Source organism: Curtobacterium sp. MCBD17_030 (genome assembly GCF_003224255.1).
Classification (GTDB): Bacteria; Actinomycetota; Actinomycetes; order Actinomycetales; family Microbacteriaceae; genus Curtobacterium.
Genome location: NZ_QKLI01000024.1, coordinates 20,508 through 45,929 on the forward strand (window position 1 = coordinate 20,508; position 25,422 = coordinate 45,929).

The window sequence follows — 25,422 nt, forward strand, 5'->3', positions numbered from 1 at the left end:
CTTGTCGCCTGGTCGGCGCTCCGCCTAGCGTCCTCAGCACGACGCCGTACCGACCGCCGTGTGAGCCACCCACTCGCCGACCGTCCGCGCCCGGCCACCCACCGAGCGCCCCGGATCATCCACCCTGCCAGTCCGAAGGACCCGAACCCATGGACACCCTGGCCGCGCTCGCCGCATCCCAGACATCGACCCAGGTCGTCATCGACCAGCTCGTCGCCTTCGGCCACGAAGCCCTCAAGTACGTGCCCGTCGGCATCGCCGGTGTGATCGTGTGGGCCCTGTGGCTCTACCGCGTCGTGCTGTCGGCGCGGGCGAAGCCGATCGTGAACGGCTTCCGCACCACGACCTCCGTCGTCGTGCCGAGCTACCACGAAGACCCCGACATCCTGCTCCGTTGCCTCGAGTCCTGGCGTTCGCAGAACCCCGACGAGATCATCATCGTGCTGGACGTCGCCGACACCGAGGCCTACCAGCGCATCGTCGCCGTGGGCGACCCGACCGTGAAACCGATCCTGTTCCACCACGTCGGCAAGCGCAGCGCCCTCGGCCAGGGCATCCGGCTCGCGCGGTACGACGTCGTCGTCCTCGTCGACTCCGACACCAGCTGGGAGCCGGGACTGCTCGAGAACGTGCAGATGCCCTTCGTGGACACCACCGTCGGCGGTGTCGGGACGCAGCAGAACGTCTACCAGCGGAACTCGAGCATCTGGCGGATCATCGCCGACTGGCTCGTGAACCTGCGGTACTTCAACTACGTGCCAGCGATGGGCGCCGCCGGTGCCGTGCCCTGCCTGTCGGGACGCACCGCCGCGTACCGTCGCTCGGCAGTGCTGCCCGTGCTCGACAACCTCGAGAACGAGTTCTTCCTCGGCCGCCGCTGCGTCGCCGGCGACGACGGGCGGCTGACCTGGCTGGTCCTCGCCTCGGGCTTCAAGACCGTGCACCAGGAGAGCGCGAAGGCCCTCTCGATGTTCCCGGCCACCGGCAAGGCGTTCTTCAAGCAGCGCATCCGCTGGAGCCGCAACTCGTACCGGACGTACCTGACGGCCATCGCCAAGGGGTGGATCTGGCGCGTGCCCTTCGTCACGAAGATCACCGTGCTGCAGATCATCCTGACGCCCGTGACCATGGGCATCACCATGTGGTATCTGCTGTTCAGCCGACTGGAGCTCAGCGTCATCGGCGCGGGGTTCACCCTCGCCTGGCTGCTCGCCGGTCGTGCCGTCCGTGGTTTCTCCAACCTGCGCCGTCACCCGCTCGACCTCTTCGTCCTGCCGATCCTGGCCGTCGTGGTGATCGTCATCGCCCTGCCGATCAAGGTGTTCTCGTTCATCACGATGAACAAGCAGGGCTGGCTGACCCGGCACGCCGACCAGATGGGCGGTGACGGACAGACCGCGGCGACCCTCGACGGTCCCGGCGCACGTCCGGCGGGGCAGACCGTACCGACCCCGACCCACGCTCCGGCCTTCGCGGCCACTGCGGCGCCGGCGGTGGGCGCGCCGACGATGGCAGGCCCGACGATGGCAGCCACGATGGCAGCCCCCACGATGGCAACGGCCACCGTCGCAGCGCCGACCACGGAAGCGGCGGCCGCGTCCCACACGGCCGAGCCGGCCGCCGCCACCACGTCGGGGACGCAGCGTGCGTCGCAGCCAGCGACGAGCCTCCAGGCCGGAGAGGTGGCAGCAGCATGAGCACCGACCCGACCCGCACCACGTCCGTTCGTCGTCGCCGCATCGCGACCGCTTCCGCGCTCGCCCTGACGCTCGCCGGCGCCGGTGCCCTGTCCCTCCCCACCGCGGCGCAGGCCGCGACCGCCGGGTCGACCGCGGACGCCGGAGCGTCGACCGTCGTCACGGGCGAGGCGTACCCCGGCAGCCCGAACAAGGAGGCCAAACTGGTCGCCGCCGAGAACGAACGCATCTACAACGTGCGGGCCCTCGCCTCGGCAGCACGGTGGAGCGGCCTCGTGACCACGAAGCCGTACCGACTCGCCACGGGCAGTTCGTACACCCTGGTGCTCGTCGCCCGCGGCTCCGCGTACACCGTCGACGACCTCAAGCAACTCGCACCCTCGACCTTCGTCAAACAGCCCGACGGTTCGTACCTGCTCAGCGAGAACATCGTCGTGGAGAACGGGGCCACCCTGCAGCTCGCGAGCCCGGACGGCCTGCACATCCACATGGAGAGCGACGACCGCGGCTTCGTGTCGATCGTCACGCAGGCCGGAGCCCTGCAGATCGCCGGTTCCGCCAAGGCCCCGGTCACGATCGACTCGTGGGACCCGCAGGCCGGCAAGGTCGACACCGACACCACCGACGGTCGTGCCTACGTCCGCGTCCAGGGCGGAACGGCGACCCTGAGCTACGCGTCCTTCCGCGACCTCGGCTTCTGGAGCGGCACGACCGGCGGCGTCTCGCTCACCGGCACCGACCTGTCCACGCTCGACTCGGCGTCGGGCACCCAGGCGGCGAAGACCCTCCGCACCACGAAGGACGTCTTCGGCACCACCCTGCTTCCGACCGGTGCCGTCGACGGGACCACCCCGGGTGAGAGCACCGCCGCGGGGTCCTACAGCTTCGTCTCGGCGAAGATCCAGCACACCGAGTTCGACGGCAACGCGTACGGACTGTTCCTCACGAGCGCCGACGGGGTCGTGATGTCGGACTCCACGATCGAGAACTCGCTCATCGACGGCCTCGTGCTGCACCGCTACGTGACGAACAGCACGTTGTCCTCGGTCGACTCCCACGACAACGGGGTGGACGGGATCAAGATGACCCGCGCCTCCACCGGCATCGTGCTCAGCCAGGTGACCGCCAACCGGAACGGACGCAACGGCATCACGCTGAACGGCGGGGCGCTCGCCGACGGGCCGAACGCCGTCGGCATGCCGACCGGCGACTACGGCAACAACTCCCTCACCGACAGCACCGCGTCCGACAACGGGCGGTACGGTGTCGAGGTGCTCGGTGGCGAGAACGTCAAGGTGAGCGGTTCCACCATGGACCGCAACCGGATGGGCATCGTCGTCGGTCAGGACGCCGTGAAGACCACCGTGCGCAACAACGTCATCAAGGGCTCGACCCAGAACGGCATCTCGGTGCTCGACGGCGTCCGGTCCTCCGAAGTCAGCGACAACACGATCGCGGGCGCCGACATCGGGATCTACAGCCGAGGCTCCGACGCCGACGTGGACGGCAACGAGATCTCCGGTGCGCGGACCCACGGGGTGACGGTCGTCGGCCCGTCGAAGGGCACGACCGTGACCGACAACTCGGTGTCCGGGCGCGGACCGAGTGCGATCGACCTCGCCCGCTCGGACCAGGCCGTTCAACACGGCAACACCACGACCGGCTGGCACTCCACCAAACCGCTGCTCGTGACGCTGCGCGGCATCTTCCAACCGCTCACCGTGCTCTGGCTGATCCTGCTGCTCATCGTCCTGGCCGCAGCCATCGGTGGTGTCATCCGCGGCCGTCGGGGCGAGGCCCGCGAGCACCCGTACGCCAAACTCGCTCCCCTGTCCTCCTTCACCCGGGGCGTCGTCGACCCGACCACGCTGGGCCTGCCCGCCTCGCCGATCTCGTCGCCGATGGCAGAGGCCGGACCGCACCAGGCAGGCACGGGCCAGGCGGCCACGGACCAGGACGGCAGCCGGCGCGCAGCCCATGCCGCCCCGGCCGCGGACGTCGACGCCGCGCTCGCCGTGACGCGCCGGTGACGCGGATGACGAACCTGTTCGAACGACATCGCGTCCAGATCGTGTCCGGCGCCGTCGGTCTCGTGGCCGGAGCCGTGCTCATCGGCGGGATCTGGGGCGTCAGCGCAGCGGTCCGTGACCCCGAGACGGTCGCAGCGCCCGTGCCGACCTCCTCGGCGACCACCGACCCCGGCCGCACGCCGAGTGCCAGCCGCACCCCGAAGCTCGGCACGCTGGATGACGACGGCGGATCCGACAGCGGGAAGTCCGACGAGGGCGGCGGCGCCACCAGCGGCACGGCGAAGGGCTCCACGGGGACGGCCACAGCCGCCCCCGCCGCCGCATGCACGTCGCCGACCATCCGGGTCAGCACCGCGGACGCACTCACGTCCGCACTGGAGGACGCCGAGGCAGGGGACGTCATCGCCCTCGCCGACGGCACCTACGACGGGACCTTCGAGGGGACGGCGAAGGGCACGGCCAGCCAGCCGATCGCCCTCTGTGGCGGGAGCGGCGCGGTCCTCGACGGCGGTGACCCGTCCGACGGCTACGTCATGCACCTCGACGGTGGTGCCTACTGGACGCTGTCCGGGTTCACGGTGCAGAACGGCCAGAAGGGCGTGATGCTCGACGACACGCAGCACTCGGTCCTCCAGGGGCTCACGGTCCGGAAGACCGGGGACGAGGCGGTGCACGTCCGCGGCAACAGCAGCGACAACACGGTGCGCGGCAACCACGTCTCCGAGACCGGACTGCGGAAGCCGCAGTTCGGCGAGGGCATCTACATCGGCTCGTCCAAGAACAACTGGTGCGACGTGTCCGACTGCAAGCCGGACCGCAGCGACCGGAACGTCGTCACGGAGAACACGGTCACGGGCACCGCAGCCGAGAACGTGGACATCAAGGAGGGGACGACCGGTGGTGTGCTGTCGGACAACTCCTTCGACGGTGCGGGCATGCAGGGGCAGAACCATGCGGACTCCTGGGTCGACGTGAAGGGCAACGGCTGGCGCGTCACCGGGAACCGCGGGGTGCACTCGATCCTCGACGGGTTTCAGACGCACGAGCTCCTGGACGGCTGGGGCACGGACAACACGTTCTCCGGCAACACCGTGGACCTCGGCAACAGCGACGGTGTGGCCTTCGCCTTCCGCCCGGTGCTCGGCAACACGGTGTCGTGTGACAACGACGTGGTCGGCTCGAACGAGTTCTCGACCACGAAGTGCACGTCCTGATCAGAGACCGGCGAGCAGCTCACGCCCACGTCTGAGCCGACGGTCGGCCCGCTGACGGCCGACCGTCGCGAGGACCCCGGCAGTGAAGTCCGCCTCGTGCCGCAGGGCCGCAACGGCGTTCGCGGCGTCCAGTCCGTCCCCCAGGGACGCCTGCGCCCGGCGGAGTCGGCCGAGGTGTCGGTGCGCGCCGGCGAACCCACCTGCAGCGTCGATCGCGTACCGGAGCCGCCGCGCGGCCTTCCGGGCGTCGTGCAGCACCTCGAGATCAGCAGACCGTGTCGCCGCGTCCCGCACCCGGCGCATGCGACGACGCTCCCGGTGGAGTCGCCGCTCGACGAAGGGTCGTACGGCGTCCCCGGCTCGCGGACCCGGTGGTGCGTCGGTGATGAGCGCGTCGAGTGCGTCGAGTGCGGCGAACCACTCGGCAGAGCACAGCACCTCGTCGAACCCCGCCGTCGCGTCCCCGCGCGCCGACCCCAGGCGGCCCACGAGTCCGGCGAGCGTCGCGTCGTCGACGAGCCCCTCCGGCGCACGGCCCGCGAGCATCTGCACCGAGGCGGCCAGGACCTCGGCGTCACGGACCGTCCCGGCTGCACGTCCGACGGCGCCGAGGCTCCGTCGCACCGACTCGCTGGCGTCGCGGTCGAGCGCGCCGCGGTAGACCGCCAGGACGCTCCGGATCCGTCGGAGCGACCCTCGGAGAGCGTGGACCGCGTCGGGTTCCCGGCGTCGGACGAGCGGGTCGACCCGGACCACGTCGGCGCGGAGCGTGGCCAGCGCGTCGACGACGAACCGGGCGGCCGTGCCGGATCGCGGACGATGCGACGTGGACGGCCGGCGGAGCGGTGCGAGCCGCGGTACCGGAGCGCGGTCGGCAGCAGCAGCAACGCCGCCGCCGTCCGTGTCCGGTCCGCCCGCGTCGGTGTCCGCATCCTCGGCCGCGTCCCGGAGCGCCCGCTCCACGCCGCGGACGAGCGCGTGGCCGCTGCCGTCGTCCGCCAGCGCCCACCAGCGACCGGCCCGGAGCACAGCCTCGTCCGGCGAGCCCTCGTCGACCCGGACGTCAGCGACCTCGGCCCGCACCCGGCCGTCCCGACTGTGCAGGACCAGGAGCGACGTCGTGGTGTCCCGCAGCCGGACGGCGGTCAGGGGCCGACCGCGCAGGTGCACCGCCAGTTCCGGGACCGGTGCGTCCGCGCTCCGGTCGGCGAGGCGCTCCGGACCCTCGCCGCGATCGACCGTCCACGTGCCGTCCTCACCGCGCACCAGCTCGACCCCGGCCGCCGCGAGCACCCCGTCGAACGTGTCCCAGACGGTCTCACGCACCATCACGTCCGGGACCCGCCCGACGACGTCCGCGTAGGGCTCGAGGGCGGGGAGTCGCCGGGCGTCCGGGACCCGCCAGGTCACGCGAGGAGCCGGGAAGTCGTCGTCGTGGGGATCGTCTCGCTGGTGCATGCGAGTCAGTGTCGTCCGCACCGCCCCGGCGCCGAAACGGTCCCCGCGAACTGTGGACAGCCTCCCGGCCGGACCGCCCCTGTGCAGGGAGGGTGACACCGTCCTCCGCGCGATCCCGCGGACCGGCGCAGCAGCGACGGGTAGCGTCCCCGACATGACCGACGCTGTGCACGCCGACCCCTTCGAGACCGCCGTCGCCGGCTGGATGGCCGACCAACGGTGGTACGCCGCCAAGGGCGGGACCCCCAGGATCCGGGTGGTCGCCGAACAGACCGGCACCACCGCCGACGCGACGATCCGCACCCTCTTCGTGCTGGACGACGCCCCGACCGGCCCCGTCCTCTACCAGGTGCCGCTCACCGTGCGACCCGCAGCGGTCCCCGAACTCGCCCACGCCCTGGTCACCGAACTCGACGGAGCTGCGGTCTACGACGCTCCGCACGACGTCGCCTACGCGCGCTGGCTGCTCGGCCGGATCGAGGCCGACGGCGAACACATCGGGCCGGTCACGGACGCCCGCGTCCTCAGCGGCGAGCAGTCCAACACGTCCGTCATCTGCGGGACCGCCGAGAACGGACAAGTCATCACGAAGGTCTTCCGCGTCCTGCACGACGGTGAGAACCCCGACGTCACGACGCAGCGCGCGCTGTCGAGCGCCGGGTCGGTCCGCGTCCCGCGCACCTTCGGCGCCCTGGCGGGGGAATGGCCGGACGAGGGGCAGGTCGGCGGGACCGCACACGGGCACCTCGCCTTCGCGCAGGAGTTCCTGCCCGGGCTGGAGGACGCGTGGCGCGTCGCCCTCACCGCAGCCCGGAACGGCGAGTCCTTCGCCAGCGCGGCCGATCGGCTCGGTGCCGCGCTCGCCGAGGTGCACACGGTCCTCGCGGGTGCGATGCCCACGGCGACCTCCGGGCCGGACCAGGTCGACGAGGCGATCGCGACGATGCGTCGCCGCCTCGACACCGCGGCTGCCGAGGTGCCGCAAGTCGCCGAGCACGCCGCCGCCGTCGGTCGCGTCTACGATCGTGCCGCCTCCGTGCCGTGGCCGACCATGCAGCGCATCCACGGAGACCTGCACCTCGGTCAGGTGCTGTCGGCCCCAGAACCCCGGGGCTGGGTCTTCCTCGATTTCGAGGGCGAGCCCCTCCGCCCGATGCCGGAACGCTCGCGGCCGGACGTCGCACTCCGCGACGTCGCCGGCATGCTCCGGTCCTTCGACTACGTCGCAGGCGCGCTGGCGCACGAGGACGAGCCGGTGGAGACGGGTGACTGGGCGCACGAAGCACGCACGGCGTTCCTCGACGGGTACGAGCGAGGCAGCGGGTCCGACCTGCGCGCACACCGCGCCCTGCTCGACGCGTTCGAGCTCGACAAGGCCGTCTACGAAGTCGTCTACGAAGCACGGAACCGACCGACCTGGGTCGGCATCCCGATCGCCGCGGTCGACCGGTTGGTCGCACGCACGGACGGTTGACGGCGAGCGGCCGCGTCCGTGGCGTGACCGGATGACGGACGGGAGGCCCGTGGCGACACCGCCACGGGCCTCCCGTCCGATCCGCCCGACTAGTTGACGGGGCCGGTGTACTTCTCGCCCGGGCCCTTGCCGGGTGCGTCCGGGATCGCCGAGGCCTCGCGGAAGGCCAGCTGCACCGACCGCAGCCCGTCGCGGAGCGGACGCGCGTGCTGGTCGCCGATCTCGGTGGCCGCGGCGGTGACGAGGCCGGCGAGCGAGGTGATGAGCTTCCGCGCTTCGTCCAGGTCGGTCTGCTGCTCCGGGTCGTCGGCCAGACCCACCTTGACGGCGGCAGCGCTGAGCAGGTGGACGGCCACGGTGTTGATCAGTTCGATCGCGGGGACCTCGGCGATGTCGCGCGCGGCCTCGTCGGACTCGTCGGATGCGGGGGCCGGGTTGCTCGGGGTGTCGGTCACGGTGCTCCTCTGCTAGACTCGCCGACGGCAGACGCTGTCCGCGCGCCCGGAACCTTCCGGATGCACCCGGATCATTCCGGTTCGAACCGGGACGGCCCGGATCAGGACAGTGTCACGAAAGAGGAGTTCCTCCCACCCGCGGCTGCACCAAGGCTACCGGGTCACCACCGCTCCGCCGGGGTCCACCATGTGGGCATCGGCAGGCCGGACCGCAAGGGTCGGCGTCGGGCGGCTGCCGAACGGGTCCCGATCCGTGCGTCAGATCTCCTCTCTCGTGCCGTCGTCCCGGGCAAACGCCCCGGACGGCCACCACCTGATTGAAGGAGCTCCGCATCACCGATCCCCGTACCAACGACCGTATCCGCGTCCCCGAGGTCCGACTGGTCGGACCCCAGGGCGAGCAGGTCGGCGTTGTCCCCATCGCCGTCGCACTGCGCCTCGCGCAGGAAGCCGAGCTGGATCTGGTCGAGGTCGCGCCGAACTCGAAGCCGCCCGTCGCCAAGATCATGGACTACGGCAAGTTCAAGTACGAAGCCGCTCAGAAGGCCAAGGAAGCCCGCCGCAACCAGGTCAACACCGACCTGAAAGAGGTCCGCTTCCGCCTGAAGATCGACGTGCACGACTACGAGACGAAGCGCAAGCGCGCCGAGGGGTTCCTCCTCGGTGGCGACAAGGTGAAGGCGATGATCCTCTTCCGTGGTCGCGAGCAGTCGCGTCCCGAGCAGGGTGTCAGACTCCTCCAGAAGTTCGCGGAGGAGATCGCCGAGTTCGGCGTCGTGGAGTCCCGTCCGACCCAGGACGGCCGCAACATGACGATGATCATCGCGCCCCTGAAGAACAAGTCGGACGTCAAGGGCGAGCAGAACGCCAAGCGCGCCGCCGAGAAGGCCGAGCGGAAGGCCACCGAGCACTCCGCGAAGTCGCAGCCGGCGGACCAGGCCCCGGCCGCCCCCGCCGCAGCAGCAGCACCGGCCGACTCGTCGGCCGAATAGGTCCTTCCAGACCGCTTCCGCGCTCGACGCGGCCCCCATCCACCCCACGGAAAGGCATCAACATGCCCAAGCAGAAGACCCACTCCGGGTCGAAGAAGCGCTTCAAGGTCACCGGCAGCGGCAAGATCATGAAGCAGCAGGCCGGTATGCGCCACAACCTCGAGGTCAAGTCCTCCAAGCGCAAGGCCCGCCTCAACGAGGACCAGGTCCTCTCGAAGGCCGACGCGAAGAACGTCAAGAAGCTCCTCGGCCACTGAGTCGACCCGGATCGTAAAGGAACAGATCAATGGCAAGAGTCAAGAGAGCGGTCAACGCCGCCAAGAAGCGTCGCGTCATCCTCGAGCGCGCAGAGGGCTACCGCGGCCAGCGGTCGCGCCTCTACCGCAAGGCGAAGGAGCAGGTCACCCACTCCCTCGTCTACGCGTACCGTGACCGTCACGCGAAGAAGGGCGAGTTCCGTCGCCTCTGGATCCAGCGCATCAACGCTGCGTCGCGTGCGAACGGCCTGACCTACAACCGCCTCATCCAGGGTCTGAACCTGGCCGGCGTCGAGGTCGACCGTCGCATCCTCGCGGACCTCGCGGTCAACAACGCCGAGACGTTCGCCGCGCTCGTCGAGACCGCCAAGAAGGCCCTGCCGGCCGACACCTCGGCGCCGAAGGCAGCCTGAGCCACGTCACCCGTGCACCGGAACCCCCACTCCCTGCGGAGTGGGGGTTCCGTCGTTCCCGGCGTCGGTCGACTGCGGTCCGGTCGTGCCGGGCATCCGGTCGTTCCTAGACTGGGCACGTGAGCGAACTCCTCGAGAACCCCCGTGCCGGCCGAGTGAAGGCCGTGGCCGCCCTGGCCAAGAAGGACGTCCGTGCCGAGACCGGGCTGTTCCTGCTCGAGGGCCCGCAGGCCGTGCGCGAGGCGATCGAGTACCGCCCCGAGCTCCTCCGCGAGCTGTACGTCACGCCGACCGCGGCGGCGCGTCACGGTCTGGACGACGCCCCGGTCGACACCTGGTTCGTCACCGAGCAGGTGCTCGACGCGATGGCCGACACCGTGACGCCGCAGGGCGTGGTCGCGGTGTGCCAGCAGTTCCCGACGTCGGTGAAGGACGTCTTCCCGGACGCCCGCCTGGAGGCCCGTGCCGACCCCGACGCGTCGGGCGCCCTCCCCGGACTGGTCGCGATCCTCGAAGAGGTCCGTGACCCGGGCAACGCCGGCACTATCATCCGTGCCGCGGATGCGGCCGGTGCGGACGCCGTCGTGCTCACCGGGCGCAGCGTCGACCCGTACAACCCGAAGGTCGTCCGCTCCACCACCGGGTCGCTGTTCCACGTGCCGGTCTCGGTCGGCGTGACCCTGGTGGACGCCATCGAGCGCGCACGGGGGCTCGGCTACACGATCCTCGCGGCCGACGTCTCCGGTGATGACCTGCCGGACGTCCGGGCCGACGGCATGTTGGACGGGCCCACGGTGTGGGTCTTCGGCAACGAGGCCCGCGGGCTGACGGCCGAGGACCTGGCGCTGGTCGACCGCGCGGTGAAGGTCCCGATCTACGGCCGGGCCGAGTCGATGAACCTCGCGACCGCTGCCTCGGTGTGCCTCTACGAGAGCGCGTTCGCGCAGCGGACCCGTTCCTCCACAGCCACGGACTGACTCGCCTCCGTCCACGGTGGGGCGGTGGAGGGCGACGGTATCCCAGCGGCCGGTAGGCTTGGCTCTCGTGTCAGAACCTCTCGAGATCAGCGAACCGGCGGTCGCCGGCGCCGTGGAAGCGGCCCTCGCCGCCGTCCGCGCCACGACGACCGTCGCCGAGCTCAAGCAGGCCCGTGCCGAGCACACGGGCGAGCAGTCGACGCTCGCCCGGATGAACGCGTCGATGCGCAGCGTCCCGCCGGAGCAGAAGGCCGCCGCGGGCAAGCTCGTCGGTCAGGCCCGGAGCCAGGTGAACCAGGCGATTGCCGCGCAGGAGTCGGTCCTCGCCGAATCCGAAGAGCGTGCACGTCTCGACGCCGAGCGTGTGGACGTCACCGCGCTGCCGTCTCGCCACACGCCCGGTTCGCGGCACCCGCTGTCGGTCCTCAACGAGACCGTCGCCGACGTCTTCGTGGGGATGGGCTGGGAGGTCGCAGAGGGCCCCGAGCTCGAGCACGAGTGGTTCAACTTCGACGCCCTCAACTTCGACCAGGACCACCCGGCACGGGCCATGGCGGACACGGTGTTCGTCGAGCCCGTCGACCGGCACCTGCTGATGCGCACGCACACCTCACCGGTCCAGGTGCGGTCATTGTTGTCCCGTGACCTGCCCCTCTACGTCATCGCCCCGGGCCGCGTGTACCGCGCCGACGAACTCGACGCCACGCACCTGCCGGTCTTCACCCAGGTCGAGGGCATCGCGATCGACAAGGGCCTGACGATGGCGCACCTCCGCGGCACGCTCGAGCACTTCGCCCGTCAGGTGTTCGGTGACGAAGCCCAGATCCGACTGCGTCCGAACTACTTCCCGTTCACCGAGCCGAGCGCCGAGATGGACGTCTGGCAGCCGAACGCCAAGGGCGGCGCGCGGTGGGTCGAGTGGGGTGGCTGCGGCATGGTCAACCCGAACGTCCTGCGGGCCGCCGGCATCGACCCGGACGAGTACCAGGGCTTCGCCTTCGGCATGGGCATCGAGCGGACGCTGCAGTTCCGCAACGGCCTGAACGACATGCGTGACTTCCTCGAGGGCGATCTCCGCTTCTCGCAGCAGTTCGGAACGGTGGTCTGATGCGCGTCCCACTCCGCTGGCTCGGCGAGTCCGTCGACCTGCCCGACGACGTCTCACTCGAGCACGTCCACGCCGCACTGGTGTCGGTCGGGTTCGAAGAGGAAGCCGTGCACACCTTCGACCTGACCGGACCCGTCGTGGTCGGTCGGGTGCTCGAGCGTGTCCCGGAGCCGCAGAAGAACGGCAAGACGATCAACTGGTGCCAGGTGGACGTCGGCGAAGCCGAACCCCGCGGCATCGTCTGCGGTGCCCACAACTTCGACGTCGGCGACCTCGTCGTCGTGACCCTGCCCGGCGCCGTGCTGCCCGGGCCGTTCCCGATCGCCGCACGCAAGACCTACGGCCACGTGTCGGACGGCATGATCGCGTCGGCGCGTGAACTCGGACTCGGCGACGAGCACGACGGCATCCTCCGGTTCGCCGACCTCGGCATGGAGCCCGAGGTCGGGGCGGACGCCATCGCGCTGCTCGGCCTGGACGACGCCGCCGTCGAGATCAACGTGACGCCGGACCGCGGCTACGCCATGAGCATGCGCGGGGTCGCTCGTGAGTACGCGCACGCCACCGGGGCGACCTTCTCGGACCCGGTCGACCGCGTCCTACCGCGCACCGGCGAGGGCTTCGCGGTGACGATCGACGACGCCGCACCGATCCGCGGCCGCATCGGGGCCAGCACCTTCGTGACGCGGGTCGTCCGCGGCATCGACGCCAGCCGCCCCACCCCCGCCTGGATGGTCGCCCGTCTGTCGCTCGCCGGCGTCCGCTCGATCTCGTTGCCCGTCGACATCACCAACTACGTGATGTTCGAGCTCGGCCAGCCGCTGCACGGGTACGACCTCAGTACCGTCCAGGGCGGGCTCGCCGTCCGCCGGGCCACCGCCGGGGAACGGCTCACCACGCTCGACGACGTGGAGCGCGAGCTGGACGCCGAGGACCTGGTCATCGCCGACGACGCCGGGGCCGTCGGCCTCGCGGGTGTCATGGGCGGCGCCCGGACGGAGATCACCGCGTCGACGACGGACGTCCTGATCGAGGCCGCCGGCTTCGACCAGGTGTCGATCGCCCGGACCGCGCGGCGCCACAAGCTGCCGAGTGAGGCATCGCGCCGGTTCGAGCGTGGCGTCGACCCGCTCGTCGCCGAGGCCGCGGCGAACCGGGCCGTCGAACTGCTCGTCGACCTCGCCGGCGGCGCACCGGACGCGCTCGGATCGACCCTCGTCGACGAGTCGCCTCGCCCCACCGTCACCATGCGTCTCGGTCGAGCCGCTGCACTGATCGGCGTGGACTACACTGACGCCGAGGTGCTCGACACCCTCCGTGCGATCGGCGCGTCGGTCGACGTCGACGGTGACCTGCTCGTCGTCACCCCGCCGAGTTGGCGCCCCGACCTGGTGGACGACGTCTCCCTGGTCGAGGAGATCGCCCGCATCGTCGGGTACGACCGCATCCCGAGCGTCCTGCCGATCGCGCCGCCGGGTCGTGGGCTCACGCGGCACCAGCAGGCGCGTCGCCGTGTCTCGGCTGCTCTGGCCGCCGCCGGTCTGACCGAGGTCGTCACGGCACCGTTCGTCTCCGCCGCCACCGCTGCCGCGTACCCGGGCATCGACCCCACCGGCGGGCCGAGCGTCGTCCTGGCGAACGCACTCGACAGTGCGCAGGACCACCTGCGTCGGAGCGGTCTGCCCGCCCTCGTCGACGTGGCACGGCGGAACGTGTCCCGCGGACTGGTCGACGTCGCCGTGTACGAGACGTCCCGGGTGTTCCTGCCCGAGCCCGGCGTCGAGCTCGGGACGACCGACGTCCCCGCCGGCGCCGAGCGCCCGGTGCCCGAGACCCTCGCCGCCCTCGACGCGTCGCTGCCGCCGCAGCCGTTCCACGTCACCGCGCTGCTCCTCGGCAACGCCGTGCTCAAGCAGCCCGGTGCCGCGGTCGAGACGTTCGGCATCGCCGACGCCCTCGACGTCGCGCGCACGGTGGCCTGGGCCGTCGGTGTCGAGCTGACCATCACGCAGACGAGCCACCCGGCGCTGCACCCCGGACGCGCGGCATCACTGCTCGTCGGTGACACGGTCGTCGGTGTGGCGGGCGAGCTGCTGCCGGAACGGACGGCAGACGCCGATCTGCCCCGGGTGGTGGCCGTCGTCGAGCTCGACCTCGACGCCCTGGTCGCCGTTGCCCCGGAACTCGTGCACGTCTCGGCGATCGTGTCCTACCCCGCAGCGACGCAGGACCTGTCCCTGGTGGTGGACGTGTCGGTGCCCGCCGGTGACGTCCTGACCGAGGTGCGCGCTGGTGCCGGAGACCTGTTGGAGTATGCTCGGCTCGTGGATGACTACCGCGGTGCCGGCGTGAACGAGGGACAGAAGTCCCTGACGTTCGCCCTGCGCTTCCGTGCCACGGACCGCACGCTGACCGCTGCCGAGGCCTCCGAGGCCCGTGACGGCGCTGTCCGACGTGCCGGCGAGCGATTCGGGGCGACCCTGCGCGACTGATCCACGACGGATCACCGCCCGGGGTCGCCGCCTCCGACTCTCTCGACGAACAGTCCGACCAAAGGTGGAACCCATGTCCGTATCCGTCGCCGTGGCGGGAGCCAGCGGCTACGCGGGTGGCGAGTTGTTGCGCATCCTCTCCGCTCACCCCGAGTTCGACGTCAGGACGGTGACGGCGTTCTCGAACGCCGGACAGCCGCTCATCGCGACGCAGCCGCACCTCCGGTCGCTCGCGCACCTCACCCTGGTGGAGACGACGGCCGAGAACCTCCGCGGTCACGACGTGGTGTTCCTCGCACTGCCGCACGGCCAGTCCGGCGCGATCACCGCCGAACTCGACGCGGACACCCTCGTGGTGGACTGCGGCGCAGACCACCGCCTGACGGACGAGAGCGCCTGGGCGGCCTTCTACGGTGGCGACTTCCACGGCGCATGGACCTACGGCCTGCCCGAACTGCTGCACGCTCCGCCCGCCCCGGGTGCCGCGGAGGAGTGGCGCGACGTCGACGACATCGTCGCCCAGGGCCGGCAGCGGACCGAGTTGGCCGCGACCAAGCGGATCGCCGTCCCCGGCTGCAACGTCACCGCGGTGACGCTCGGCATCCAGCCCGGTGTCCAGGCCGGGCTCGTCGAGTCCGACGACATCGTCGCCGTGCTCAGCGTCGGCCCGAGCGGTGCCGGCAAGAAGCTCGAGCCGACGTACCTCGCCGCCGAGATCATGGGCTCGGCCAGCGCGTACGCGGTCGGCGGCAGTCACCGGCACGTCCCGGAGATCCAGCAGAACCTCCGGGTGGCAGGGGCCTCGGACGTGCGCATCTCGTTCACCCCCGTGCTCGTGCCGATGGCCCGTGGGATCCTCGCCACGACGACCGCGCGCCTGGCACCCGGTGTCACCGCGCACGACGTCCGCTTCGCCTGGGAGCAGGCCTACGCGGACGAACCGTTCGTGCACCTGCTGCCCGAGGGCGTCTTCCCGCGGGTGGCGGACACGATCGGTGCCAACACCGCCCTGGTCGGCATCGCGGTCGACGAAGCGGCCGGTCGGGTCGTCGCCGTCACCGCGCTCGACAACCTCGCCAAGGGGACCGGCGGCGCAGCCGTGCAGTCCGCGAACATCGCGCTCGGGTTCCCCGAGACGCTCGGCCTCAGCGTGGACGGAGTCGCCCCGTGACCGACATCACCGATGCATCGGGCGCGGACGACGCCGTCACGGGCCTCCGGTCCGCTGACGGCGCGCTGCAGGGCGTCACCGCTGCGGCGGGCTTCCGGGCCGCCGGCGTCACCGCGGGCCTGAAGGCGAGCGGCAAGCCGGACGTGGCGCTCGTCGTCAATGACGGCCCGTCCGACGCCGTGGCCGCCGTCTTCACTTCGAACCGCGCTCAGGCGCACCCGGTAATCTGGTCCCGCCAGGTCGTGGGGGACGGGGTGGCGCGAGCCGTCTTCCTCAACTCGGGAGGCGCGAACTGCTTCACGGGTCCGTTCGGCTTCCAGACGACGCACCTGACCGCAGAGGCGGTCGGTGACGCCATCGGGATCGGTGCGGGTGACGTCGTCGTCTGTTCGACCGGCCTCATCGGTGTCGGCGACCAGACTTTCCGTGACGGCGTCCTCCGCGGCGTGACGCTCGCGGCCGACGCCCTCACCGACGGCGGGGGAGCGGACGCCGCCACGGCGATCATGACGACCGACACGAAGCCGAAGCAGTCCGTCGTCTCGGTCGACGGCTGGACGGTCGGCGGGATGGCGAAGGGCGCGGGCATGCTCGCGCCGGGCCTGGCGACGATGCTCGTGGTCATCACGACGGACGCCTCCCTGACCTCCGACGAACTCGACCAGGCACTGCGCGCCGCGACCCGGGTCACCTTCGACCGTGTCGACTCGGACGGCTGCATGTCGACGAACGACACCGTCGTGCTGATGTCGTCCGGCGCGTCGGGAACGACCCCCGAGGTCGGCGACTTCCGGGAGGCCCTGACCGCCGTCTGCGCGGACCTCGCCCGGCAGCTCCAACAGGACGCCGAGGGCGCCGCGCACGACATCGCGATCGAGGTCGTCGGTGCCGTGAGCGAGGACGACGCGGTGGCGGTCGGCCGGAGCGTGGCCCGGAACAACCTCTTCAAGGCGGCCGTCTTCGGCAACGACCCCAACTGGGGTCGGGTCCTCGCCGCGATCGGCACGACCGATGCCGAGTTCGACCCGTACGCGGTCGACGTCTCGATGAACGGCATCCGGGTCTGCCATGCCGGCGCTCCGGACCAGCCGAGCGACAGCGTCGACCTCAGCCCGCGGGACACCCATGTGCTGATCGACCTGGGGGTCGGGCCGCACGCGGCGACGATCCTGACGAACGACCTGACGCACGACTACGTCCACGAGAACAGCGCGTACTCCAGCTGATGAGCGATCCGGACCTCTCGAAGGAAGAAGAGCACGAGCTCGCGACCGTCAAGGCCGCGACGCTCATCGAGTCCCTGCCGTGGTTGAAGCGGTTCTCGGGCAAGATCGTCGTCGTCAAGTTCGGCGGCAACGCGATGGTGAACGACGACCTGAAGCGTGCGTTCGCCGAGGACATGGTCTACCTGCGGTACGCCGGACTGCACCCGGTCGTCGTGCACGGCGGCGGTCCGCAGATCTCGGCGGCGCTCAAGGAACAGGGCATCGAGTCCGAGTTCCGTGGCGGCTACCGCGTCACCACGACCGAAGCGATCACCGTCGTCCGCGACGTGCTGGCGGGCGAGGTGAACCGCGAGATCGTCGACCTCATCGACGAGCACGGTGCCGGCCTCGGCGTCGGGGTGTTCGGCGACGGCGGGTCGCTGTTCACCGGCGAGAAGAAGGGCGTCGTCGTGGACGGCGAGCACTTCGACCTCGGTCACGTCGGCGACATCACCCACGTCGATCCGTCCGGCGTCCTCGCGGCGATCCGGGCCGACCGCATCCCGGTGGTGTCGAGCATCGCGATCGACGACGCGCACCCGGACCAGGCGCTCAACGTGAACGCCGACGCCGCTGCGGCCGCGCTGGCGATCGCGCTCAACGCGTCGAAGCTGATGATGCTGACCGACGTCCCCGGCCTGTACCGCAACTGGCCCGACCGGGACTCGATCATCGACCTCATCGCCGTCGAGGAACTCCGGCAGCTGCTGCCGTCCCTCGAGTCGGGGATGATCCCGAAGATGACCGCGTGCCTGGACGCCGTGGTCGGCGGCGTCGGCGGCGCGACCATCATCGACGGTCGCATCCCGCACTCGATCCTGCTCGAGGTCTTCACCCTCCGCGGTGCGGGCACCGAGGTGATCCCGGACCCGAGCCGACGGACCGAGAACCAGAACACGCACGCCGAGATCGGCCGCCGCGCCGCCGGCGAGCACACCACCCCGCACCACGACGAGAAGGGCACACCACGGTGAGCACCCAGACGCAGACCGAGACCTGGAACGACCGGTTCGGGGCGTCGCTCATGCGATCCCTGACCCCGCCGAAGATCATGCTCGAGCGCGGCGAGGGCTGTCGCGTCTGGGACGTCGACGGCAACGAGTACCTCGACTTCCTCGCCGGCATCGCGGTGAACTCGCTCGGCCACGCCCACCCGGCGCTGGTCGAGGCCATCAGCGACCAGGCAGCCAAGCTGGTGCACGTGTCGAACTACTTCGCCACCCCGCCGCAGCTCGAGCTGGCGGAGCGCCTGAAGCGCATCTCCGGCGCCGGCGACGCCGGCCGCGTGTACTTCGGGAACTCCGGCGCGGAAGCGAACGAGGCCGCGTTCAAGCTCGCACGGCTGAACCGCGGGACGGACGGTCGCAAGACCCGGATCCTCGCGCTGCAGCAGGCGTTCCACGGCCGGACCATGGGAGCGCTCGCCCTGACCGGCAAGCCCGCTCTGCAAGAGGACTTCCTGCCGATGATCCCCGGAGTCGAGCACATCGAGACCTCCATCGAGGCCCTCGAACGCTCGATCGACGACACCGTCGCGGCTCTCATCCTCGAGCCGATCAAGGGCGAGGCCGGCGTGGTCGACCTGCCCGAGGGCTTCCTGCAGGCCGCTCGGACACTGACGGAGGAGCACGGTGCACTGCTGATCCTCGACGAGATCCAGACGGGCATCGGCCGGACCGGGGCATGGTTCGCGTTCCAGAACACCGGCGTGACCCCGGACGCCATCACCGTGGCCAAGGGCATCGCCGGCGGGTTCCCGATCGGCGCCCTCGTGACCTTCGGTGCGGCGTCCGACCTGTTCTCGGCCGGCCAGCACGGGTCGACCTTCGGCGGCAACCCGCTCGGCACGAGGGTCGCCAACGCGGTCCTGGCCGAGATCGAGCGAGCCGGTCTCGTCGAGGGCGCCGTCATCAAGGGGGAGCGGATCCGCGCGGGCATCAGCGCGCTCGGCTCCGACCTGGTGGAAGAAGTCCGCGGGAGCGGCCTGCTCATCGGCGTCGGCCTGCGCCAGCCGGTCGCCGCGGCCGTGTCCGCCGCCGCGCTCGACCGCGGTCTCATCATCAACGCCCCGAACGAATCGAGCCTGCGCATCGCGCCGCCGCTCATCGTGTCCGACGACGAGATCGACGAGTTCCTCGCGATCCTCGCGCAGAGCATGGCGGCCGTCACGGGCGCCGACCAGGAGACCACCGCATGACCCGCCACTTCCTCCGGGACGATGACCTCACCCAGGCGGAGCAGTCCGCCATCCTCGACCTCGCCGTCGAGATGAAGCGCGACCGTTGGGGGAGCAAGCCGCTCGCCGGCCCGCAGAGCGTCGCGGTGATCTTCGACAAGTCGTCGACCCGGACCCGCGTGTCCTTCCACGTCGGCATCAGCGACCTCGGCGGCAGCCCGTTGATCATCTCGACCGCGAACAGCCAACTCGGCGGCAAGGAGACCCCGACCGACACGGCTCGCGTGCTCGAGCGCATGGTGTCGGCCATCGTGTGGCGCACCTACGGCCAGGCCGGGCTCGAGGAGATGGCCGCGAGCACCACCGTGCCCGTCGTCAACGCCCTCTCGGACGACTTCCACCCGTGCCAGCTGCTCGCCGACCTGCTGACCATCCGTGAGCACCGCGGCGCCCTCGCCGGTCAGACCATCGCCTTCGTGGGTGACGGGGCCAGCAACATGGCGCACTCGTACCTGCTCGCCTGCGCGACCGCCGGGATGCACGTCCGCGTCGGAGCCCCCGCCGAGTTCGCCCCGGCCGCCGAGGTCGTCAGCGACGCCGAAGCCCGCGCCGCGGAGACCGGCGGCTCGGTGCTGGTCGTGACCGACCCGGTCGCAGCGGTCGCCGGCGCCGACGTCGTCGTCACCGACACCTGGGTGTCGATGGGCAAGGAGGACGAGAAGCAGCAGCGCCTCGAGGTCTTCCACGGCTACCGCGTCGACGACGACCTGCTCGCGCACGCCGCCGACGACGCCGTGTTCATGCACTGCCTGCCCGCCGACCGCGGCTACGAGGTCACCGCCGAGGTCATCGACGGGCCGCGCAGCATCATCTGGGACGAGGCGGAGAACCGCCTGCACGCCCAGAAGGCCCTGCTCGCCTGGCTCCTCGCCGCCAACGCCCCGACCGCCGCAGACGTGGCGACCCCCGGCAACTGACAACCACCACCACACAGGAGAGAACCCATGGCAGACCGCGTCGTACTCGCGTACTCAGGAGGGCTCGACACCTCCGTCGGCATCGGCTGGCTCAAGGACGCCACCGGCAAAGAGGTCGTCGCACTGGCGGTGGACGTCGGCCAGGGCGGCGAGGACATGGACGCCATCCGGCAGCGCGCGCTCGACTGCGGTGCGGTGGAGTCCGTCGTCATCGACGCCAAGGACGAGTTCGCGGACGACTACCTCGTCCCCGCCCTCAAGGCGAACGCGCTGTACCAGAAGCGCTACCCGCTGGTGTCCGCGTTGAGCCGCCCGCTCATCGCGAAGCACCTCGCCCTCACCGCCAAGCAGCTCGGGGCCGACAGCGTCGCGCACGGCTGCACCGGCAAGGGCAACGACCAGGTCCGCTTCGAGGCCGCCGTCGCCGCCATCGCTCCGGACCTGACGAGCGTCGCCCCGGTCCGCGACCTCGCCCTGACCCGTGACAAGGCGATCGTCTACGCGCAGGAGCACAACCTGCCGATCCTGCAGAGCAAGAAGTCCCCGTACTCGATCGACCAGAACGTCTGGGGTCGTGCGGTGGAGACCGGGTTCCTCGAGGACCCGTGGAACCCGCCGATCGAGGACCTCTACGCCTACACGCAGGACCCCTCCGTCCCGCGGGACGCCGACGAGGTCACCATCACGTTCGAGCAGGGCGTGCCGGTCGCGATCGACGGCCAGCGCTTCAGCGTCCTGCGCATCGTGCAGGAGCTCAACGCCCTCGCCGGCAAGCACGGCGTCGGCCGCATCGACGTCGTCGAGGACCGTCTCGTGGGCATCAAGTCGCGCGAGGTCTACGAGGCCCCGGCAGCGATGGCGCTCATCGCCGCGCACGAGGAGCTCGAGAGCCTCACCCTCGAGCGTGACGTGAACCGCTACAAGCGCGGTGTCGAGTCGGAGTGGGCCGACCTGGTCTACGACGGCCTCTGGTTCGGTGGGCTGAAGCGCAGCCTCGACGCCTTCATCGACTCCACGCAGGAGTACGTGTCCGGAGACATCCGCCTGCAGCTGCACGGTGGTCGTGCCACGGTGACCGGTCGTCGTTCGGAGCAGAGCCTCTACGACTTCGACCTCGCCACCTACGACACCGGCGACACGTTCGACCAGTCGCTGTCCAAGGGCTTCATCGAACTGTGGTCGCTGCCGAGCAAGATCTCCGCTCGCCGCGACCTCGCGAACTAGCCGGAACACAGCACAGCACCACCCTGTCGGACGGGCCGGAGCGAACCGCCCCGGCCCGTCCGACGCCATCTGACCACCACTCACCACGCAGGACGACATGACGGACGTGCCCCGGGCCTCCCGGCCGGAAGAAGCCAGCAGCAAGACCGACGCGACGAACACGGGCGCTCTGTGGGGTGGTCGCTTCGCCGACGGTCCGAGCGCCGAGCTCGCAGCGCTGTCGAAGTCGACCCAGTTCGACTGGCAGCTGGCACCGTACGACCTCGCCGGTTCCCGGGCGCACGCCCGAGCGCTGCAGACGGCCGGCTACCTGACGGCCGATGAACTGGATCGGATGCTCGCGGGGCTGGACCGTCTCGAGGCGTCGTTCCTCGACGGCTCCCTCCAGCCGGCGGAATCCGACGAGGACGTGCACGGTGCCCTGGAGCGCCTGCTCATCGCCGACGTCGGTCCGGAACTCGGCGGGAAGCTCCGCGCCGGTCGGAGCCGCAACGACCAGATCGCGACCCTCGGCCGGATGCACATGCTCGACCACGGACGCCGGATCGGTCGCCTGGTCATCGACCTCGTCGACGCGATCAGCCAGCAGGCGTCCGAGCACGAGGGCGCGATCATGCCGGGGCGGACGCACCTGCAGCACGCGCAGCCCGTCCTGCTCGCGCACCACCTGCTCGCGCACGCCTGGCCGCTCGTCCGCGACCTGGAACGGCTGCGCGACTGGGCCGGCCGCGCCAGCGTGAGCCCGTACGGGGCCGGCGCGCTCGCGGGGAGCTCGCTCGGCCTCGACCCGACGGCGATCGCCCACGAGCTGGGCTTCGACCGTCCGGCTGACAACTCGATCGACGCGACCGCCGCTCGCGACGTCGTGGCGGAGTTCGCCTTCGTCCTGGCGCAGATCGGCATCGACATCTCGCGTCTCGCCGAGGAGGTCATCCTCTGGAACACCAAGGAGTTCGGCTTCGTCCGGCTCCACGATGCCTTCTCGACCGGGTCGAGCATCATGCCGCAGAAGAAGAACCCGGACATCGCCGAACTGGCGCGCGGGAAGTCCGGCCGACTGATCGGCAACCTCACGGGGCTCCTCGCCACCCTCAAGGGCCTGCCGCTCGCGTACAACCGGGACCTGCAGGAGGACAAGGAGCCGGTGTTCGACTCCGTCGCCCAGCTCGAGGTCCTGCTGCCCGCGTTCACCGGCATGGTCGCGACACTGTCCTTCGACACCGCTCGGATGGCGGAGCTCGCGCCGCAGGGCTTCTCGCTCGCGACCGACGTCGCCGAGTGGCTGGTCCGTCAGGGTGTGCCGTTCCGCGACGCGCACGAGCTGTCCGGTGCGCTCGTGCGGTACTGCGAGGAGCGCGGCATCGACCTCGACGACCCGACGGACGAGGAGTACGCGTCCGTCTCACCGCACCTGACGCCGGACGTCCGTGCGGTCCTCACCATCGAGGGCAGCGTCGCCTCGCGTCGTGGCGTGGGCGGAACCGCGCCGGAGCGGGTCGCCGAGCAGCTCGCCGCCGTGACACGGTCCGTGGCCGAGATCGCCGCGGGGACGCCCTTCGCTCGATGACCGGAACGCCCGGACCAACGGTGACGGCAACGGCGACGGCGACGGCGCGATGACGACCACCGCGCTCCTCGCCGTGCTGTCCGAGCCCGCCCCGGTCTCCGCCCCGGCCCTCCTCGGTGCCACCGTGGCGGGCAAGGGCGTCACGCTCCGCATCACCGAGGTCGAGGCCTACTTCGGTCCCACCGACCCCGGGTCGCACGGGCACCGCGGGATGACGGCCCGCAACCGACACCTCTTCGGCCCACCGGGCACCCTGTACGCGTACCGGTCCTACGGCATCCACACCTGCGTCAACGTCGTGAGCGGACCGGACGGCGTCTCGTCCGGGTCGTTGCTCCGAGGGGCAGAGGTCGTCGCGGGCGTCGAGACCGCACGCCAGCGGCGCGGTCCATCCGTCGCGGACGTCGCCCTCGCGCGTGGACCGGGCAACCTCGGCGTCGCTCTCGGCGCCGTCCTCGGCGAGGACGACGGGACGTCGCTCCTCGACGGCTCCGGCCCGTACCGCCTCGCCCTGGCACCCGGACTGGAGGCCCGACTCGCCTCATCGACGCCGGCTGCGGTCGTCGACGACCTCCTGGCCGCCGGCACGATCGCGTGTGGTCCACGCACCGGGGTCGGCGGTGTCGCTGGTGGCGCCTCGTTCCCGTGGCGTTTCTGGCTGCGGGACGAACCGACCGTCTCCGCGTACCGGCGTCACAAGGGCGCCCTGGACTGAAGGGTGTGCCTCGGCGCCGGTACGATGACGGGGTGTCCAGTGATACCGCTCCCGATGTCCTGACGCGCCAGCAGAACGACCCGACCTTCGCTTCGGTGTGGGACGAGCTCCGCTGGCGTGGTCTGGTGCACGTCTCGACCGACGAGACCGCCCTCAAAGAGGCCCTCGACGCCGGACCTGTCACGTACTACTGCGGCTTCGACCCGACGGCTCCGTCGTTGCACTGCGGCAACCTGCTGCAGCTCCTCACGATGCGCCGGCTGCAGCTGGCAGGACACAAGCCGCTCGCGCTCGTCGGCGGGTCGACCGGCCTGATCGGTGATCCGCGTCCGACGGCGGAACGAACGCTCAACACCCGCGAGACCGTCGTGGAGTGGGTCGGTCGTCTGCAAGCCCAGGTCTCCCGCTTCCTCAGCCCCGACGGTGAGAACGGCGTCCGTCTGGTGAACAACCTGGACTGGACCGCACCGCTTTCGGCCATCGACTTCCTGCGCGACATCGGCAAGTACTTCCGCGTCAACTCGATGCTGAAGAAGGACGCCGTCGCCGCCCGGTTGAACTCCGACGCAGGCATCAGCTACACGGAGTTCAGCTACCAGATCCTGCAGGGGCTGGACTTCCGCGAGCTGTACCGGCAGTACGGGTGCACCCTGCAGACCGGCGGGTCCGACCAGTGGGGCAACCTGACCTCGGGGACGGAGCTGATCCGGCGTACCGAGGGTGTGGCCGCGCACGCGCTCGGGACGCCACTCATCACGAACTCGGACGGCACGAAGTTCGGCAAGAGCGAGGGCAACGCGATCTGGCTCGACGGCGCGATGACGTCGCCGTACGCCTTCTACCAGTTCTGGCTCAACACGGCGGACGCCGACGTGATCGCCCGACTCCGGGAGTTCACGTTCCTGTCGCGTGCCGAGATCGAGCGGCTCGAGCAGGCGGTGGCCGACGAGCCGTTCCGCCGGGAGGCCCAGCGCACCCTGGCAGTGGAGGTCACCACCCTGGTCCACGGCGCGGACGCGACGCGGGCGACCATCGATGCGTCGGCAGCACTGTTCGGCAACGGTGACCTCGCTGCACTGGATGCCGAGATCCTCCGTTCCGCGATCGCGGAGCTCCCCGGGTCCGTCGCCATCGAGGGAACCGCGGACCTCGCTCGTGCCCTCGTCGACACGGAACTCGTCAAGTCCCTCGGTGAGGCACGGCGTGCGGTCACCCAGGGCGGTGTCTACGTGAACAACGAGCGCGCTGAGGACCCGGCGGCGACGTTGGCGTCCCTCGCACTGCCGGCGGGTGTGCTCGTCCTCCGACGGGGGAAGAAGACCCTGGCGGGCGTGACGGTCTCCTGATCCGGGCCCCGTCAATGTGTTGCAGTGTGCGACACGCCCGGGATGTGGGGTGGGTTGGTGGTGGGGGTGGGGGCTGCGTAAAGTAATCCCTCGTCACCCCAAAGGTGCGGCGGAGCGGCTGGAGCGGAAGCCCAGAGCACGTCGGCCCTCAAGCGGGACCATCCTCCACTGGAGATCGGATCTGGCCTTGTGCTGGTTCGCTTCGACGCTTAGGATGACTACTCCACCGGTTCTCTCCTTCGGGATGAGCCACTGGATCTGGTTGCACGGTTGTGTGGCTGGGTTCGACGACATCGGTGGGTTCGAGAACGACAGCCTCTCTGGCGTGACATCGTGATGGTGTTGTGTGGGGAGTGCGTCTGGTCCTTGAGAACTCAACAGCGTGCACATTGTCAATGCCAATTTTATTGACCT

The 25,422-nt window shown here is 70.6% G+C and carries 21 protein-coding genes; 19 read left to right on the top strand and 2 right to left on the bottom strand.

Features of this window, described 5'->3' with window-relative positions:
- The first annotated feature begins 149 nt into the window (after nucleotides 1-149).
- The 3 genes from DEI89_RS15525 to DEI89_RS15535 are packed head-to-tail and all read left to right on the top strand — an operon-like array spanning nucleotide 150 to nucleotide 4,941.
- On the top strand, nucleotides 150-1,697 hold the full coding sequence (locus tag DEI89_RS15525; RefSeq protein ID WP_110904967.1) for a glycosyltransferase: 1,548 nt from the start codon (nucleotides 150-152) through the stop codon (nucleotides 1,695-1,697).
- Nucleotides 1,694-3,727: a right-handed parallel beta-helix repeat-containing protein gene (locus tag DEI89_RS15530; protein WP_110904968.1), complete on the top strand. Its 2,034-nt coding sequence runs from the start codon at nucleotides 1,694-1,696 to the stop codon at nucleotides 3,725-3,727. Before DEI89_RS15525 ends, DEI89_RS15530 begins: the two co-directional genes overlap by 4 nt.
- A gap of 5 nt (nucleotides 3,728-3,732) precedes the next feature.
- A complete protein-coding gene (locus tag DEI89_RS15535) occupies nucleotides 3,733-4,941 on the top strand; it encodes a right-handed parallel beta-helix repeat-containing protein (RefSeq protein WP_110904969.1) in 1,209 nt (402 codons plus the stop codon).
- Here DEI89_RS15535 and DEI89_RS15540 read toward each other — a convergent pair whose 3' ends face one another.
- Nucleotides 4,942-6,399 (bottom strand): CHAD domain-containing protein, encoded by a 1,458-nt coding sequence (locus DEI89_RS15540; RefSeq protein WP_146236828.1) that lies wholly within the window; start codon nucleotides 6,397-6,399, stop codon nucleotides 4,942-4,944.
- Nucleotides 6,400-6,553: 154 nt separating this feature from the next.
- Between DEI89_RS15540 and DEI89_RS15545 the strand changes: the two genes are divergently transcribed.
- A complete protein-coding gene (locus tag DEI89_RS15545; protein ID WP_110904971.1) occupies nucleotides 6,554-7,873 on the top strand; it encodes a phosphotransferase in 1,320 nt (439 codons plus the stop codon).
- 89 nt (nucleotides 7,874-7,962) lie between these two features.
- On the opposite strand, the gene DEI89_RS15550 is transcribed toward DEI89_RS15545, so the two are convergent.
- Entirely contained in the window at nucleotides 7,963-8,328 is a 366-nt protein-coding gene (locus tag DEI89_RS15550) for a DUF1844 domain-containing protein (protein ID WP_110904972.1), read from the bottom strand.
- Nucleotides 8,329-8,645: 317 nt separating this feature from the next.
- Here DEI89_RS15550 and infC point away from each other — a divergent pair, with 317 nt between their 5' ends.
- From infC to tyrS, 15 genes are all read left to right on the top strand, one after another.
- A complete protein-coding gene (gene infC / locus DEI89_RS15555; RefSeq protein WP_110904973.1) occupies nucleotides 8,646-9,320 on the top strand; it encodes a translation initiation factor IF-3 in 675 nt (224 codons plus the stop codon).
- Nucleotides 9,321-9,382: 62 nt separating this feature from the next.
- Complete coding sequence (gene rpmI, locus DEI89_RS15560; protein ID WP_110904974.1) at nucleotides 9,383-9,577, top strand: 50S ribosomal protein L35; 195 nt, start codon at nucleotides 9,383-9,385, stop codon at nucleotides 9,575-9,577.
- 29 nt (nucleotides 9,578-9,606) lie between these two features.
- A complete protein-coding gene (gene rplT / locus DEI89_RS15565) occupies nucleotides 9,607-9,990 on the top strand; it encodes a 50S ribosomal protein L20 (RefSeq protein WP_110824044.1) in 384 nt (127 codons plus the stop codon).
- Between the two features lie 119 nt (nucleotides 9,991-10,109).
- Nucleotides 10,110-10,967: an RNA methyltransferase gene (locus DEI89_RS15570; protein WP_110904975.1), complete on the top strand. Its 858-nt coding sequence runs from the start codon at nucleotides 10,110-10,112 to the stop codon at nucleotides 10,965-10,967.
- Between the two features lie 67 nt (nucleotides 10,968-11,034).
- Nucleotides 11,035-12,075 (top strand): phenylalanine--tRNA ligase subunit alpha, encoded by a 1,041-nt coding sequence (gene pheS / locus DEI89_RS15575; protein ID WP_110904976.1) that lies wholly within the window; start codon nucleotides 11,035-11,037, stop codon nucleotides 12,073-12,075.
- The gene (gene pheT, locus DEI89_RS15580) at nucleotides 12,075-14,567 is read left to right on the top strand and encodes a phenylalanine--tRNA ligase subunit beta (RefSeq protein ID WP_110904977.1); all 2,493 of its coding nucleotides are present in this window, start codon (nucleotides 12,075-12,077) and stop codon (nucleotides 14,565-14,567) included. Before pheS ends, pheT begins: the two co-directional genes overlap by 1 nt.
- Before the next feature lie 73 nt (nucleotides 14,568-14,640).
- The gene (locus tag DEI89_RS15585) at nucleotides 14,641-15,738 is read left to right on the top strand and encodes an N-acetyl-gamma-glutamyl-phosphate reductase (protein ID WP_110904978.1); all 1,098 of its coding nucleotides are present in this window, start codon (nucleotides 14,641-14,643) and stop codon (nucleotides 15,736-15,738) included.
- A gap of 65 nt (nucleotides 15,739-15,803) precedes the next feature.
- Nucleotides 15,804-16,964 (top strand): bifunctional glutamate N-acetyltransferase/amino-acid acetyltransferase ArgJ, encoded by a 1,161-nt coding sequence (gene argJ / locus DEI89_RS15590; RefSeq protein WP_110904987.1) that lies wholly within the window; start codon nucleotides 15,804-15,806, stop codon nucleotides 16,962-16,964.
- Nucleotides 16,964-17,977, top strand: a complete 1,014-nt coding sequence (gene argB / locus DEI89_RS15595; RefSeq protein WP_110904979.1) for an acetylglutamate kinase — start codon at nucleotides 16,964-16,966, stop codon at nucleotides 17,975-17,977. Before argJ ends, argB begins: the two co-directional genes overlap by 1 nt.
- Entirely contained in the window at nucleotides 17,974-19,200 is a 1,227-nt protein-coding gene (locus DEI89_RS15600) for an acetylornithine transaminase (RefSeq protein WP_110904980.1), read from the top strand. Before argB ends, DEI89_RS15600 begins: the two co-directional genes overlap by 4 nt.
- Nucleotides 19,197-20,156: an ornithine carbamoyltransferase gene (gene argF, locus DEI89_RS15605; protein WP_110904981.1), complete on the top strand. Its 960-nt coding sequence runs from the start codon at nucleotides 19,197-19,199 to the stop codon at nucleotides 20,154-20,156. The genes DEI89_RS15600 and argF overlap by 4 nt, the downstream gene beginning before the upstream one ends.
- Nucleotides 20,157-20,183: 27 nt before the next feature.
- Nucleotides 20,184-21,380 carry an argininosuccinate synthase gene (locus tag DEI89_RS15610; RefSeq protein ID WP_110904982.1) on the top strand — a complete coding sequence of 399 codons (1,197 nt, stop codon included), beginning with the start codon at nucleotides 20,184-20,186 and terminating at the stop codon, nucleotides 21,378-21,380.
- A gap of 97 nt (nucleotides 21,381-21,477) precedes the next feature.
- Nucleotides 21,478-22,947, top strand: coding sequence for an argininosuccinate lyase (argH, locus tag DEI89_RS15615; RefSeq protein ID WP_258368985.1), 1,470 nt, complete (start codon nucleotides 21,478-21,480; stop codon nucleotides 22,945-22,947).
- Between the two features lie 49 nt (nucleotides 22,948-22,996).
- Nucleotides 22,997-23,662 (top strand): DNA-3-methyladenine glycosylase, encoded by a 666-nt coding sequence (locus tag DEI89_RS15620; RefSeq protein WP_110904983.1) that lies wholly within the window; start codon nucleotides 22,997-22,999, stop codon nucleotides 23,660-23,662.
- A gap of 32 nt (nucleotides 23,663-23,694) precedes the next feature.
- Entirely contained in the window at nucleotides 23,695-25,008 is a 1,314-nt protein-coding gene (tyrS, locus tag DEI89_RS15625; RefSeq protein WP_110904984.1) for a tyrosine--tRNA ligase, read from the top strand.
- Nucleotides 25,009-25,422 lie beyond the last annotated feature (414 nt).